The 15,585-nt window shown below is 46.7% G+C and carries 12 protein-coding genes; 7 read left to right on the top strand and 5 right to left on the bottom strand.

What is annotated here, in order from left to right; genetic code table 11:
* Nucleotides 1-26 precede the first annotated feature (26 nt).
* Nucleotides 27-374: an MmcQ/YjbR family DNA-binding protein gene (locus FHW36_RS21920; protein ID WP_145672017.1), complete on the bottom strand. Its 348-nt coding sequence runs from the start codon at nucleotides 372-374 to the stop codon at nucleotides 27-29.
* A 208-nt stretch (nucleotides 375-582) separates the two neighbouring features.
* On the bottom strand, nucleotides 583-1,095 hold the full coding sequence (locus FHW36_RS21915; RefSeq protein WP_145672015.1) for a hypothetical protein: 513 nt from the start codon (nucleotides 1,093-1,095) through the stop codon (nucleotides 583-585).
* Nucleotides 1,096-1,406: 311 nt separating this feature from the next.
* Here FHW36_RS21915 and FHW36_RS21910 point away from each other — a divergent pair, with 311 nt between their 5' ends.
* Complete coding sequence (locus FHW36_RS21910) at nucleotides 1,407-2,660, top strand: alkaline phosphatase family protein (protein WP_145672013.1); 1,254 nt, start codon at nucleotides 1,407-1,409, stop codon at nucleotides 2,658-2,660.
* Nucleotides 2,661-2,734: 74 nt separating this feature from the next.
* On the opposite strand, the gene gcvP is transcribed toward FHW36_RS21910, so the two are convergent.
* Nucleotides 2,735-5,602: an aminomethyl-transferring glycine dehydrogenase gene (gene gcvP, locus FHW36_RS21905; protein ID WP_145672011.1), complete on the bottom strand. Its 2,868-nt coding sequence runs from the start codon at nucleotides 5,600-5,602 to the stop codon at nucleotides 2,735-2,737.
* A 164-nt stretch (nucleotides 5,603-5,766) separates the two neighbouring features.
* On the opposite strand from gcvP, the gene FHW36_RS21900 reads away from it, so the two are divergent.
* Complete coding sequence (locus FHW36_RS21900; protein WP_145672008.1) at nucleotides 5,767-6,261, top strand: YkgJ family cysteine cluster protein; 495 nt, start codon at nucleotides 5,767-5,769, stop codon at nucleotides 6,259-6,261.
* Between the two features lie 36 nt (nucleotides 6,262-6,297).
* On the opposite strand, the gene FHW36_RS21895 is transcribed toward FHW36_RS21900, so the two are convergent.
* Nucleotides 6,298-7,545, bottom strand: coding sequence for an MFS transporter (locus FHW36_RS21895; protein ID WP_145672739.1), 1,248 nt, complete (start codon nucleotides 7,543-7,545; stop codon nucleotides 6,298-6,300).
* A gap of 91 nt (nucleotides 7,546-7,636) precedes the next feature.
* On the opposite strand from FHW36_RS21895, the gene FHW36_RS21890 reads away from it, so the two are divergent.
* Together FHW36_RS21890 and FHW36_RS21885 are read left to right on the top strand one after the other, a co-directional pair.
* Nucleotides 7,637-8,866, top strand: coding sequence for a PQQ-dependent sugar dehydrogenase (locus FHW36_RS21890; RefSeq protein ID WP_145672005.1), 1,230 nt, complete (start codon nucleotides 7,637-7,639; stop codon nucleotides 8,864-8,866).
* 208 nt (nucleotides 8,867-9,074) lie between these two features.
* Complete coding sequence (locus FHW36_RS21885; RefSeq protein WP_145672000.1) at nucleotides 9,075-11,195, top strand: carboxy terminal-processing peptidase; 2,121 nt, start codon at nucleotides 9,075-9,077, stop codon at nucleotides 11,193-11,195.
* Between the two features lie 164 nt (nucleotides 11,196-11,359).
* Here the strand turns inward: FHW36_RS21885 and FHW36_RS21880 are convergent, their stop codons facing one another.
* Nucleotides 11,360-12,967 carry a S41 family peptidase gene (locus tag FHW36_RS21880; protein ID WP_246121210.1) on the bottom strand — a complete coding sequence of 536 codons (1,608 nt, stop codon included), beginning with the start codon at nucleotides 12,965-12,967 and terminating at the stop codon, nucleotides 11,360-11,362.
* Nucleotides 12,968-13,182: 215 nt separating this feature from the next.
* On the opposite strand from FHW36_RS21880, the gene FHW36_RS21875 reads away from it, so the two are divergent.
* The 3 genes from FHW36_RS21875 to FHW36_RS21865 are packed head-to-tail and all read left to right on the top strand — an operon-like array spanning nucleotide 13,183 to nucleotide 15,455.
* Nucleotides 13,183-14,031 (top strand): BadF/BadG/BcrA/BcrD ATPase family protein, encoded by an 849-nt coding sequence (locus tag FHW36_RS21875; protein WP_145671992.1) that lies wholly within the window; start codon nucleotides 13,183-13,185, stop codon nucleotides 14,029-14,031.
* Nucleotides 14,032-14,050: 19 nt separating this feature from the next.
* Nucleotides 14,051-14,869 (top strand): N-acetylmuramic acid 6-phosphate etherase, encoded by an 819-nt coding sequence (gene murQ, locus FHW36_RS21870; RefSeq protein ID WP_145671990.1) that lies wholly within the window; start codon nucleotides 14,051-14,053, stop codon nucleotides 14,867-14,869.
* Between the two features lie 22 nt (nucleotides 14,870-14,891).
* Nucleotides 14,892-15,455 (top strand): hypothetical protein, encoded by a 564-nt coding sequence (locus tag FHW36_RS21865; RefSeq protein WP_145671988.1) that lies wholly within the window; start codon nucleotides 14,892-14,894, stop codon nucleotides 15,453-15,455.
* Nucleotides 15,456-15,585: the final 130 nt, after the last annotated feature.

Here is a 15,585-nt window from a genome sequence, read left to right as displayed (position 1 = left end):
GGCCCCGTCTATGTGGGGAATGGTGATTACCCCAGCTTTTCCCGTTCTTTTTTCGGCAAGCTGGCTACTACCAGATTATACGAGTTTTTGATCCACTCCAGCAGCAGTTTGTTGGGAATACCCGAATGTACATCCACCGTATTCCAGTGTTTTTTATTCATGTGATAACCAGGAATCACCCCTTCATATCGTTCGCGTAATTCAATAGCTTCTTCGGGATCGCATTTCAGGTTAACAGATCCGAAGTCAACGATGTTGGCGAGGGCGAATACTTTTCCTTTGACTTTATACACAAGGGTTTCCTCTCCGAAGGGAAATTCTTCCGTTACGCCGGGAAGGGCCAGGCAATATTCCTGAAATTGAGCCAGGTTCATAATGGATGCAGTTTACAGATTTTTGTATGCAGATGTTTGCATACAAAAATCTGTAAAATTTGGGAGATATACATGACGATCCTTTTCCCTACTTAACCGTGCTGAAGTCAGGTTGACGAATAACAAATAAATAGCCTTCACAACAAATTGGCTGCAATTTAACTGCATCCTTTGTCATGAAGGCTATTTATTTAGATCAGGATAAACTTTACTTCTTGCTGATACTGATAATCACACGGGAATATCTTGCATAGGTGATTTCTACTTCCTGGCCGGCGCGATAACCTTCCAGCGCTCCCCGCATCCAGTAAAACAAACGTTTCTTTTTGTTTTCCAGCAATATCATAATATTGGTCTGACTATCGTTGTTTTCCAGGTAAACGGCTTCCATAGGCGCCTGCACTGTACCCTTCTGTAAGGCAGTAAGGTCCTTTTTTATGGCCCAATAACGGATATCTGTCACTTTGATCAGGGCAAATACCAATGCTACTACGAAGCTCAACAACCATATCCAGAACCAGAAATTCTTGAACGACAACAAGGAGTCGTCTGCATCACCCAGTTTGTTATGTGTGTACAGATAGATTTGAGGAATAACAGCAGCTACCATTAATAAACCAAAACCAATTAAAGCAAACTTGGTTAACTGTTGTTTGTTCTTTTTCAGCGCATCCTGCAATAAAAAATGTTCCTCTGTGGTGATAAAGGTATAGTCAGACATAGTGTTGAAATGGTTTTTCAGTTGGCTAATATATAGATAAACAATTAATTAATATAATTTATATATATAAAATTTTACTCAGTGATTATGATTTTGCTTGATTGTTGCTCTTTTGTGGTAAACTGTGTTAAAATATTATTATACATGAGAGGGATGGAAACCGATAAATGTTAGGACCGCTACAAGCCTGTTAACGTATATATAATTTCTCCATGTCGCCATGAGTGAAAATAGTTTTCTAATTTGCGACCCATCTAACCCATCATTTGTTATACTTCCCATCTAAACCTGTTAATAATAAAACGACAATAGTGAAAAGGATTTTTTTATTCGCCGCCGCCCTGTTGCTGATCAACATAGGCAGCCAGGCGCAGGATACCACCCAGTTAACGGTACCGGAACGGAAAAACAGCGCTACGCAACAAACCAGGCCTTATGTCATCATGATATCGATAGACGGATTTCGCTATGACTACGCCGAAAAATATAATGCCACACAACTATTGCAGCTCTCCGGCAACGGGGTACGGGCTACAGCCATGCAACCCTCTTTTCCTTCCCTCACTTTTCCTAATCACTATTCCCTGGTCACCGGCCTGTACCCGGCGCACCACGGACTGGTAGACAATCTTTTCTACGACCGTAAAAGAGATGCTGTCTATAAAGTAGGCAACCGCGATGCCGTAGAAGATGGCACCTGGTACAATGGTGTCCCATTGTGGGTACTGGCAGAAAAACAGCAAATGCTCAGCGCCAGCTACTTCTGGGTAGGATCGGAAAGCGCTATTCAAAATGTGAGACCCACCTATTATTTCAAATACCAGGAGAAAACAGGTATCGATCAACGTATTCAAACAGTGGTAAACTGGCTGCAACTGCCCGAAGAACAGCGCCCACACCTCATTACCTTCTACTTCCCCGAAGTAGATCATATGGGGCATAAGTATGGACCCGACTCCGACAGCACCCGCAACGCGGTGAAGTTTGTCGACGCCGCCATCGGCAAAATGGTAGCCGCCGTGAATCAACTTCATCTCCCGGTCAACTTTATCGTGGTGTCCGATCACGGTATGATGGAAGTAGATACGGTGCACACCATCAGCATACCCGATGCCCCGCAATTAGAGCCATTGAAGAAAATGCCCGGCAATGAAAAGGTGATGTATTACGGGAAAAATGAAACCGAAATAAAAGCAGCATACGATTATCTGAAGAAAAATGAAAATCATTATACTGCGTACCTGAAGCAGGAAACACCCGCCAGGTGGCATTATGGACAAGAGGATATCTACAACCGCATTGGCGACATCGTGTTGGTAGCTGAAGCGAATTACGTATTTGGTGAGCCAGGCAAAATGCAACATCCCGGACATCACGGGTATGATAATAATCTCACTAACATGAATGCCATATTCATGGCCTGGGGGCCGGCTTTCAGGAACAATACCCGCATCGCTACTTTCGAAAACGTACAGGTGTATCCGTTAGTCGCCCAGATCCTGGGCCTGGATATTACCCAGCCCATCGATGGCAAGCTGGAAGTATTGGAACCTATCCTAAAGTAACCGGAAAGTATATACATAAAAAGGGCGAATCACCATGATTCGCCCTTTTTATATATGTTTAATGGCCGCAGCGTTTAGATGCTCACTGCTTCTTCTGCATAAGCACTGGCAGGTTCGCAGGTGCATATCAGGTTTCTGTCGCCGAAGGTGTTGTTGATACGGCTTACAGATGGCCAGAACTTATTGGCTTTTACATAGTCCAGCGGGAAGGCTGCTTGTTGACGGCTGTATGGACGTGTCCATTCGTCGGCAGTGATCAGCAGCTGTGTATGTGGCGCATTTTTCAATACGTTGTTTTGTTTGTCCACACTACCGTTTTCTACTGCGCGAATTTCTTCGCGGATAGATAACAGCGCATCACAGAAACGATCCAATTCACCTTTATCTTCACTTTCGGTAGGCTCAATCATAATAGTGCCCGGAACCGGGAAGCTCATGGTAGGAGCGTGGAAACCATAGTCCATCAAACGTTTGGCTACGTCTTCTGCTTCTACCCCGGCGGAGGCTTTAAACGGACGGAGGTCTACGATAAACTCGTGCGCACAGGTACCGTTAACACCTGTATACAGGATATCATAAGCTTTTTCCAGTCTTGCCTTCATATAGTTGGCATTCAGTATAGCATATTCAGAAGCTTGTTTAACACCGTTGGATCCGAGCATACGAATGTAGGCGTAAGAAATCAACAGGATGCTGGCAGAACCAAATGGTGCAGCAGATACGGCGTTAGATTTTTTACCATCGTTCAGGCTAACGTGACCAGGCAGGAACGGAGTCAGGTGTTTGGCCACACAGATCGGACCCATGCCAGGGCCACCACCACCGTGAGGAATAGCAAATGTTTTATGCAGGTTCAGGTGACATACGTCCGCACCAATCAGGCCGGGAGCAGTTAACCCCACCTGCGCATTCATATTGGCGCCATCCATGTATACCTGTCCGCCATGTTCGTGGATGGTAGCACAGATATCTTTTACGCTTTCTTCGTATACACCGTAAGTAGATGGGTAAGTGATCATGATACCCGCCAGGTCTTTGCTATAAGCAGCTGCTTTCGCTTTCAGGTCTTCTACATCGATATAACCGTTTTCCAGCGCTTTTACAATCACTACCTTAAATCCTGCCATTACCGCAGAGGCAGGGTTGGTACCGTGTGCACTGATAGGAATCAGCATCACGTTGCGGTGTCCCTGGCCAATGCTTTGTTGGTATGCTCGGATCACCAGCAAACCTGCGTACTCGCCTTGCGCACCACTGTTGGGCTGCAGGCTGCATGCATCAAAGCCGGTAATCTTGCTCAGGTATTCACTCAGTTCGTTAGCCATCTGTAAATAACCACCTACCTGGTTCTTAGGTGCAAATGGGTGCATTTTGCTCCAGTGTGCCCAGCTTAAAGGAATCATCTCAGTGGCTGCATTCAGTTTCATGGTGCAGGAACCGAGCGATATCATAGAAGTATTCAGGGAAAGATCTTTATTTTCCAGCATTTTCAAGTAGCGCATCATCAATGACTCGCTGTGATAGCTGTTAAACACGGTATGCGTGAGATAAGCAGAAGTACGCTGTAAGTCGGCTTGAATACCAGTGGCGCCTGCCGTTACTTCAGCAGCATCTGTTTTTCCTGCGCCAAACAGGTGCAGGATATCGTTTACATCTGCAATGGTAGCTGTTTCATCCAGGGAAATACCTACGCTGCCGTTAGCAAAATAACGGAAGTTGATACCCGCTGCTTCTGCGGCAGATTTTACATCTGCATTTTCCACTACAATGGTATCGAAGAAGTTGTCAGCAGCCAGTTTCAGCCCTTTCGCCTTCAGTTTCTGCGCCAGTGTATTGGTGAGCAGGGAAATGCGGGTTGCAATGTTTTTCAGTCCTGCCGGGCCATGGTATACGGCGTACATAGCGGCCATATTCGCCAGCAATGCCTGGGCAGTACAGATATTGGAAGTAGCTTTTTCACGTTTGATGTGCTGCTCACGGGTTTGCAGTGCCATACGCAGCGCGCGGTTGCCCTGTGCATCGATGCTCACACCAATGATACGGCCGGGAATGGAACGTTTAAACTCGTCCTTCACTGCAAAGAATGCAGCGTGCGGACCACCAAAGCCCAATGGAACGCCAAAACGTTGAGCAGAACCAAAGGCTGCGTCAGCACCCATTTCGCCCGGAGAGGTGAGCAGGGTCAGCGCCAGCAGGTCGGTAGCTACACCAACAAAAGCGCCGGTAGTGTGTACACGCTCAATAAACGCACGGTAATCGGCAGTTGCTCCTACGTTATCAGGATACTGTACCAGCGCACCGAAATAACTAGCGTCAAATTCGGCTGTTTTATAATCGCCTACTACTACTTCGATATGCAGCGGTGTGGCACGGGTATAAATAACATCCAGTGTTTGCGGATATACGTTGTTGTCTACAAAAAACTTAGGTCTGGTTACGTGATCATGATCTTTGTTCAACGCATTGAAGAACATGGTCATTGCTTCAGCCGCTGCAGTGGCTTCATCCAGCAGGGAGGCATTGGCAATCGGCAAACCGGTCAGGTCAGCTACCATCGTCTGGTAATTCAGTAAGCTCTCCAGGCGGCCCTGAGAAATTTCTGCCTGGTAAGGAGTATACTGGGTATACCATCCCGGATTTTCAAATACATTACGCAGGATAACACTCGGGGTAATGGTATCAAAGTAACCCTGGCCAATATAGTTGCGATATACCTTGTTCTTCAGTGAAACTTCTTTCAGGTGACGGAGGTAATCACTCTCACTCATTGCAGCAGGAATCGCCAGCGGCTGTTGCATACGGATGGCGCCCGGAACGGTTTTGCTGATCAGCTGGTCCAGGTTGGAGGCCCCAATGGTTTCCAGCATCTGGTTGGTCTCCCCTTCATTCGGCCCTATGTGACGGTGCACGAATTCATTTTGTTGAATATCAAAAAGATTCATGATGTAAGCAGGTAATTTGAAATAGAATGCGCAAAGCTATGCAGATTTTGTACAACGGCCAAACAATCAGCAGGGGCGGGGTAAAACGGTGATAAAAGCCACCCCCTCGGATGTCGACTATGTCATAATTTTGTCCATCTGTTAATTACTTATCTTTGCGGCAAATGAACAAAATACTAGAAGACTGGGAACAGAAAGCCCGGGATAAGCAAAAGGTAAATAAACAGTTTCTGGCCAAACTGCAAACCCGCCGTGGAAAAGGAGTAGAGAAGATGCTCCCGGAACTGCATGAAGAAGCATTCAGTAAAATTGATTGCCTGCAATGCGGCAACTGCTGTAAAACCATCAGCCCCCGCTTTAAAGGACCCGATATCCGCCGCATTTCCAAACACTTAGGAATGAAAGAAGGCGAATTTATCGATACCTATCTCCGGATCGACAGCGATGAAGATTATGTGGTGAAATTTACGCCCTGTCCCTTCCTGGGCGCTGATAACTATTGCAGCATCTACGAAGTACGCCCCGGCGATTGCGGCAACTATCCCTATACAGATAGCTACGACTTCTTTAAACGGCCTAAAATTACTTACGAAAACAGCACCGTATGCCCCGCCGTTTACTACGTGTTGGAAAAGTTGAAAGAAAAAATGAATTTATAAGATGCCAGCTTTCAGTAATACACTGAAAGCTGCCCGCTATGCTTTTAAGTCCAGCTTACGCATCGCTGGTGATATCACGTAAGTAGTGATCACTACGCCCAGCGTAACACAGCCCCCAAATACTACAGAAGGCACCAGTCCCATAGCCCTGGCCATAAAGCCGCTTTCAAAGGCGCCCAGTTCGTTCGAGGAGCCCACAAACATAGAGCTCACAGAAGCTACCCGCCCACGCATGTCATCAGGCGTTTTTAATTGCAGGATCGTTTGACGGATAATGACACTGATGCCATCCAGTGAGCCACTGATCAGCAAAGCAAATATGGACAGGTAGAAGTTTTTTGATAAACCGAAGAGTATGATGGTCAACCCAAAGCCGAAAACTGCCGCCAGCAGCTTAATGCCCGGCTTGTACACCAACGGCCGGTGCGCCAGGATAAACATAGTCACCAGCGCGCCAACGGCCGGAGCCGAGCGCAATAATCCATACCCGAAAGAACCTACATGCAGTACGTCCGTTGCGAATGCCGGCAACATGGCCACTGCTCCTCCAAACAATACGGCAAACATGTCTAATGCCATCGCATTCAATACCACCTTGGTTTTCCACACAAACCGCATCCCCTTCGTCAATCCATCCAGGAAACCTTCGCCCCTGGCCTGGTAGTAAACCGGCTTGGGCGCTATTTTTATGATGCTGAATAATGGGGGAAACAACATGAAAACAACGATCAGCATCGACCAGTGTACACCAAACCAGTGTATGAAAAGCCCGCCCAGCGCAGGACCCAGCACACCGCCGATCTGCCAGGCCGAACTGCTCCAGGTAGAAGCATTAGCGTATAACTCACGCGGTACCAACAGAGAAAGTAAAGTGAAATTGGCCGGACTCGTAAAAGCCCTGATAATACCGCCCAGGAAAACCAGCATATAAATGAGATTCAGTACCCATTCTTTGGAAATGCCGGTTACGGCACGATCCCAGGTGAGAAGGAACAACCCGGAACTAATAAACACATAGGCAATGATACATTTCATCAGCATCCCCCGCTTCTCCCGTTTATCTACCAGGTGACCGGCAAAAGGCGCCAGCAGCACAGCTGGTATCACTTCCGACAATCCAATCAATCCCAGGGAAAAAGGATCTTTGGAAATCTCATATACTTTCCACTCTATAATGGCAAATTGCATGGCTAATGCAAATACAATTGCAAAGCGGATAACAAGATAATAATTGAATTCAGGGAACCGCAACGATGCGTAAGGGTCATTCTTTTTCGGTGCCATCGTGTCCAAGCTGTGGTATTTTGCTTGCGAAGATACATATAAAGCTTTCTGCTTTCTTCATTATATTTATTCTGCACTAATACTGCATGCTATGAAGCTATTTCCCCGGATGTTGCGGGCATTATTGCCGGTATTGCTTGTCCAGGCAGCTTGCGCAAACAATGCCTCCAAAGAAAAGGCCGGTAAACAGCCGGATGCCCCGGTATATAAAGCGAAACTCCAGTTGGTCACCGATGCTTTCATCTCTCCCGTAAACATGGCAGTACCCGGAGATGGCTCCGGCAGGTTGTTCTTCTGTCAGAAAGAAGGAAAAGTATGGATCGTACAGCAAAACAAGCTGTTACCGGCTCCTTTTCTCGATGTAAGCCGGGAACTGGTAAATATCAACCCGGGTTATGATGAAAGAGGGCTGTTGGGAATGGCCTTCCATCCTGAATTCCGCACTAACCATAAGTTTTATGTGTATTACAGCGCGCCGGCAGAGAAAAAAGGGTATAACCATACCAGCCGCCTGGTAGAATTCACCGCCAGCGCTACCAACCCCAATGTGGCCGACCTAGCCTCCCGGCGGATAGTGATGGAGGTAGATGAACCGGAATCTAATCACAACGGTGGTCAGCTTCAGTTTGGTCCCGATGGCTATCTCTATATCGGCCTGGGCGACGGCGGTGGTGGCGGAGATAGACACGGTACCATTGGCAATGGGCAGGACCTGTCGACCTTACTGGGAAAGATATTACGGATTAATGTAAATGGTACGCCCTATGCAGTCCCGCCAGATAACCCTTTTGTGAATCATCCTGGCGCCAGGGGTGAGATATGGGCCTACGGCCTGCGCAATCCCTGGCGTTTTTCGTTCGACAGGAAAAGTAAAATGCTCTTTGCTGCGGACGTAGGACAAGATAAGTATGAAGAGGTAGACGTTATCATTCGGGGAGGCAACTATGGCTGGCGCATCATGGAAGGCCTGCACGATTACCAGGTGCCTGCCGGTACCAATAAATCCGGCCTGATAGCGCCTATTCATGAATATAGCCACGATCTGGGGATAAGTATCACCGGTGGCTACGTATACCGGGGCAATATGATCCCGGCACTGAAAGGGGCCTACGTTTTTGGCGATTACAACGGGAAATCTTTTGTATTGATTCCCCAGGGGAAAAGTTGGCAACGCGTCAACCTCGAACTGGTGGGCCTTCCGGCCGAAAATATGCAGATCCTCAGCTGGGGAGAGGATGAACAGGGAGAATTGTATATGCTGACCAGTATTTCGGGGAGAAATGGTTTCCAGGGCGCCATCTATAAGTTGATAAAAGCCTAGGGATGCCCAACATTTCAAATGTTTTTTTCGTTTAATACCCCGGAGCGGGCGTAGTTTAAACCCGCCGCCAGCAGGCCGCGGAGAGCCGCATATCTGGCCCGGCGCCCGTTTGGCCCAATTTTTTGTTAAAAGGAAATAAATTACTCAGGCAACGGGTGATTTTATTTTATATTTGATTTGACAACATTTAAGTTCAATTGAGATACATATGAGACTGAAAGTGATTATACCGGTTGTGCTGCTTAGCATCTCCGCAGGGGTGTTGGCTTTTAATAAGCTTGGACATACAGACGATCCGCCCGGACGTTATGAGGTGATTATGAACCTGGTAGGCCAGATGCTGAAAGAAGGGCACTATCAACCGAAGGCAATAGACGATAAATTCTCCACCGAAGTTTTTAATAAATACCTGCGTAGCCTGGACACTGAAAAGAAGTTTTTCCTCAAATCTGATGTGGAAAAACTACTGCCCTTATCCACGCATATCGACGATGAGCTGAAAGGTGCTCCCATCGATTGTTTCCGCAGTATCAATGCATTGATTAAACAACGCGTGGCAGAAGCAGCCGCTATCTACCCGGAAATTCTTGCCCAGCCGTTCGATTTTACTGTGGATGAGAAAGTTACCCTCGACCCCGATAAAATCGACTACCCTGCCGATGAAAAAGCACGCAGGGAAGCATGGCGCAAAGTGCTGAAATATCGTACGCTCGAGAAACTTACCGACCTCCAGGAAATGAGGGAGAAAGATAAAGGGAAAGACAGCGTAAAAGCAAAAACAGATACAGAACTGGAAGCAGAAGCACGCGTAAAAGTAAAACAATTGTATGATCGCTACTTCGACCGTTTAAAGACCAGGCAGAACGATAACGATCGCTTCAACCTATATGTAAACGCAATCACCACTACCATGGACCCGCATACCGACTACTTCCCGCCCGACGAAAAACGCGCGTTCGAAGAACAAATGGCCGGTAAATTCTTTGGTATCGGTGCACAACTGAAAGAAGAAGGTGATAAAATCAGGGTGGTAAGCATCGTTACGGGTAGCCCCAGCTGGAAGCAGGGACAACTGAAAGCCAACGATGTGATCCAGAAAGTAGCCCAGGGAAATGCAGAACCAGTAGACATTACCGGTTATCCTGTGGAAGATGCTGTAAAACTGATCCGCGGTAAAAAAGGCACACCGGTAAAACTCACGGTGAAAAGCGCCGATGGTACCGTAAAAGACATTACCATCGTCCGGGATGAAATTGTTACAGAAGAAACTTTTGCTAAATCCGCTATCATCAACGGTCAGCATAAAATTGGTTATATCTATCTGCCGGAATTTTATGCGGACTTCAACGACCGCAACGGCGCCCGCAGTGCCGACGACGTAGCGAAAGAAGTGGCTAAACTGAAAGCGGAGAAAGTAGAAGGCATCATCCTCGATCTCCGTTTCAATGGCGGTGGATCTTTACAGGACGTAGTACAAATGGCCGGTCTCTTTATTCCTGAAGGCCCGGTAGTACAGGTACGCTCCCGTGGCGGTGATGCGGTGGTACTCCGCGACCGAGATAAAAACGTACAATATGATGGCCCGCTGGCGATTATGGTAAACGAATACAGCGCTTCTGCCTCCGAAATTATGGCCGCTGCTATGCAGGACTATAAACGTGCAGTGATCATTGGCAGCACCCAAACCTTTGGTAAGGGCACCGTACAGCGCCTCTTTAACCTGGATGATTTCTATCCGGTAAAGGATGGGGGCAGCCTGGGCGCCCTGAAACTCACCCAGCAGAAGTTTTACCGGGCAAACGGTGGTTCTACCCAGTTGAAAGGCGTTGCAGCTGATATCGTGTTACCAGATCCCTACTACGAAATTGCAGAGCGTAAGGATTCTGATGCCCTGGCCTGGGACGAAATTCCCCGCGCTAGCTTTGCCGCCTGGTACAACCCGGTGAATGCAGAATCTCTGAAAAGAAACAGTGAAAAAAGAATGGCCGCCAGCCCAGCCTTCAAACTGCTCAACGAAAACCTGAGCACATTGAAGAAACTGGAAAAGCAGGAGACTTATTCACTGAACCTGCAGACCTATAAATCAGAACAGAAGTCTAACACCGCTGCGCTGAAAAAATACGATGCAGTAAACGATAAAGTGAAAGAACTGAACATCATCAATATCAAATCTGATATGGAGAAATTTGGTGGTGACTCTTCCAAAATAGCCCGTAACAAAGACTGGCTCAAGGTAAGAACCAAAGATATCTATCTCGATGAAGCAGTAAATGTAATGAACGACCTGATTGTGCAATCGCTGCCAAAAATGCAACGTAAGAATCAGTAAGCACTTCCTTCGACAGTAAGTACAAAACAACATAAAAGTGAGCCCGTCTACGGACGGGCTTATTTTATATACCAGGTAACTGTTACGTCGCCAGCTGGTCTGGCGTAAAAAAGCCCCCGTTCTGATCAACAGAACGGGGGCTTTTCTTATCTTTCTGAACCGGATTAATCTTTCTCTTTTTCTACTACTTCCAGCGCTTTTTTCACCATCGGGTCGTCTGCATTGATCGCTTCATAGAAGCCTTCTGTTCTGTATAGCTGACGGGCCAGCATGGCTTTTAATCGCTGGTGAATTTCTTTTTCATCGCGAGGGGTGAGGTGGTCCATACCCGGAACGCTGTCTTTCTTCGCATATTCCCTGAACTCATTGAACAGATCTGCACCTGGTTGGTAGGATTTGATGAAATCTTCCGCATTCTTATAAGATTTAAATGCGTCCCTATGTGAAGTATAGTACTGGTAAGCAAAATTGCTGAAGGTATTACGGGTATAGATAGCCGTTAAAGTAGGCGTGAAGCGGGAGGTGTCAAACGGAATAAAGATATCCGGGGTAATACCACCACCACCATATACTGTGCGGCCGGCGGCCGTTTTATACACAACGGTATCCGTGATTTTAATACTGTCTTTATTTACCAGTTCTCCATGATGATAGCGTTCGGCAATATCTTCATCGTAGTCATCATGTCCCTTACCATAAGGTTTCTGTATACTTCTGCCGGAAGGAATATAGTAGCGGGCTACAGTAAGGCGTAGGGCGCCGCCGTTGTCGAGGTCATATTGTTCCTGTACCAGGCCTTTACCGAAGGTGCGGCGACCGATAACGGTACCACGGTCCCAGTCCTGTATAGCACCGGAAAGGATTTCGCTGGCGGAGGCAGAGCCTTCATCAGTTAACACAGCCAGGGAGCCTTTTTCAAACATACCAGGGCGTTTGGTTTTATAGTCGGTACGTGGAAAATCTTTTCCCTTGGTATATACAATGAGTTTGTCATCTCCCAGTAACTCATCAGCAATGCGGGTAGCCGCATCCAGGTAGCCGCCAGGATTTTGCCGGAGGTCGATGATCAGCTTTTTCATGCCCTGTTTATCCAGTCCGCGGATCGCTTTCATGAATTCGTCGTAGGTAGTGGCGGAAAACTTACTGATCTTGATGTAGCCCACACCCGGAGCTGCCATATAACTGGCGTCGACACTATATAAAGGAATAACGCCTCTTTTGATAGGGACTTGAATTTTCTTTTGCTGGCGTAGGATCTCGGTATTTACCAGGGAGCCGGCCGGGCCGCGCAGCAGCTTGCGGATTCTGTCTGGCGTTATATTGTTGCCCGCTACCAGGCTGTCATTTACCTTGAGGATCTTATCGCCGGTTTGCACGCCTGCGGTTTCAGAAGGGCCGCCACTCAATACGCTTACTACGTTTACCGTATCGGCGGTGATGTTGAATTCTACCCCTATGCCTTCGAAATTACCCTCCATGTCTTCATTAACCCGTTGCAGTTCTGAAGGTGGAATATAAATGGAATGTGGATCGAGGTGGCTCAACAAGCCGTCGATAGCTTCCTGTTGTAAGTCATCGGTATTAAGTGAATCAACATATTTGGCTTTGATCAGATCCATTACCTCCTGCAGGGGCCCTTTATTGGGCTTGGCAAAGAATACGGTGGCTCCTCCATTATTCGATCCGGGCATTTTATGCCCGAGAAACATTCCCAGGGCTAGTACAACCGCAAAGAGCAGAGGTAAAAAAACATTCAACTTCCTGTTAGACATAATCAGATTATTATCCCGCTAATTTTATATGACCAATCTTTAGACATGTGGTGTAAGGACCTGGCGGAAAGCCGCCTGCCGCACACATGAATCATCATCATTTAAACTTAAAAGGCCTATTTGCTTATATGATGCCCTTTTGTTTAAATTGTGACAAAAATAGCATAAATCAGGTGCAAACTTTTAGGATTCTTTAATTTCATAAATTACCGGATATGGGCACTGGAATAAAGCTGATAGCAGATAGTGGATCTACCAAGACCGAATGGGGCGTTTTGGGCGCTGGAGAACCAATTATATTGAAAACGCAGGGGGTAAGCCCCTATTTTCAGTCGGCAGAGCAGATCAGGGCCATCCTGGCAACAGAGCTGCAGCCGCAATTGCCCGCCAATAGCCAGGTGACAGCCGTCTATTTTTATGGCACCGGTCTATCCCAGCCAAAGAATTTGCAACTGGTTACCGATGCTATTAAGGCCATTTGGCCACAGGCAGAAGCAGAGGTACAACACGATCTGATGGGGGCTGCCCGCTCACTTTGCGGACGGGAAGAAGGCGTAGTCAGTATTTTGGGTACTGGTTCCAATTCCTGTTATTATGATGGTAAGGAGATTGTAAAGAATAATCCCGGCCTGGGATATATCCTGGGCGACGAAGGTAGTGGCGCTTACCTGGGCAGAAAAGTGCTGCAGTACTACCTCTACAACAGTTTTGATGAAGACCTGCATGCCCGCTTTGAATATAAATACAAAACCAATAAAGATGAAATACTGGAAAACGTATATCGTAAACCGTTAGCCAACCGCTACCTGGCCGGGTTTACAACGTTTCTCTCGGAAAACCGCCAGCATTTTATGATTGAAAATATCCTGGAAGATGGTTTAAACGACTTCTTCTTTAATCATATTTATAAATACCGGGAAAGCTGGACCACCTCCCTGCATTTTACCGGTGGGGTAGCCTGGACTTTCCGCGACATCCTCACGGAGTTGTGCGAACTATATGAATTACCCATGGGTAAGGTAGTACGTACGCCTATGGATGGGCTGCTGAAGTATCATCGTTAATCATTTTCAAGTTATCAATATGTCATTTATTAAAGTAACGGAACAGGCTTCCCATTACCGCCACCTCGAGAAAATGAGTGTGACCGAATTGCTGGTGAATATGAACAAGGAAGATCAGACCGTTCCGTTGGCGGTGGAAAAGTGTATTCCCCAGATAGAGAAGCTGGTCACTGCCATTGCCGATAAAATGCTGGCTGGCGGCCGTTTATTTTATTTAGGTGCAGGTACCAGCGGCCGTCTGGGAGTGGTGGATGCATCGGAATGCCCGCCTACCTTTGGCGTGCCGCAGGGATTGGTAGTAGGGCTTATTGCAGGAGGCGACAGTGCCATCCGCAAGGCCGTGGAATTTGCAGAAGATGACCGGCAGCAGGGATGGGCCGACTTACAGGCTTACAATATTACCGACAAAGATGCGGTGGTAGGTATTGCCGCCAGTGGTACCACTCCTTATGTGATCGGCGCGCTGGATGAATGCCGCCGCCATGGCATTGTAACGGGCAGCATTAGCTGTAACCCCGACACGCCGGTTTCAGCGGCAGCAGACTTCCCGGTAGAAGTAGTGGTAGGCCCTGAATTTGTAACTGGTAGCACCCGTCTGAAAAGCGGTACGGCACAAAAACTGGTATTGAATATGATTTCTACTGCCGTGATGATACAATTAGGCAGGGTAGAAGATAACAAGATGGTGAATATGCAACTCAGTAACGAAAAGCTGGTAGACCGTGGCGTAAAAATGCTGATGGAACAGTTGTCGCTCACCGATTATAACCAGGCCCAGGAGCTGTTACTCAAGGCTGGCAGCGTAAAAAAAGCAGTGGATGATTTTGTAAAAAAATGACGTTTATACAGATAACCCAAGTATGCACGACATAGAACCATATTACAATTGGCGGCATTTGTACACCGCGGAAGAAGATGAGTATTCGCCTTTCTATGGGCGGGAATACAGCGAGTTTGAATATTCCAATGCAGTATATAACTATTATATACATCCTCAATGGGATGAATTTGGTTCCCGCAATCTCTATATGAAAATCCTGTTTACGGATTACCAGTTCAATTTTACCATTATAGAATTGTTGGGAGAATGGAATGATGCGGTAGATAATGATATTATGACCATGAAGCGCAATATCATTGATACGCTTATCGCACAAGGGATTACCAAGTTTATACTCATTACTGAAAACGTGATGAATTTTCATTCTTCCGATGATTGTTACTACGAAGAATGGTGGGAAGATATCCGTGACGAGGGCGGGTGGATCGTAAGCCTGAATATGCCATTGCAGACCCGTGCTGAGTTTGAACAGGGACACCTGCATCATTACGTCCACATGATAGACGACGATAAATGGCGGACATATCAGCCTATGCACCTGTTTAATATGGTGGACAATATTATGTTGAAACGCCTGGAATAATATTAATTTTCATTACAAAATGAAAGATATTATGCGTGAATATTTAAAAATCATTTTATTATACGTGTAAATATTTATTTATTCGTATGAAAACCTGATAAATATCATTTGGTTTTTATTTTTCCTGCGT

This window comes from Chitinophaga polysaccharea, assembly GCF_007829335.1.
Classification (GTDB): domain Bacteria; phylum Bacteroidota; class Bacteroidia; order Chitinophagales; family Chitinophagaceae; genus Chitinophaga; species Chitinophaga polysaccharea_B.
This window is presented reverse-complemented; position numbering and strand designations above follow the sequence as displayed.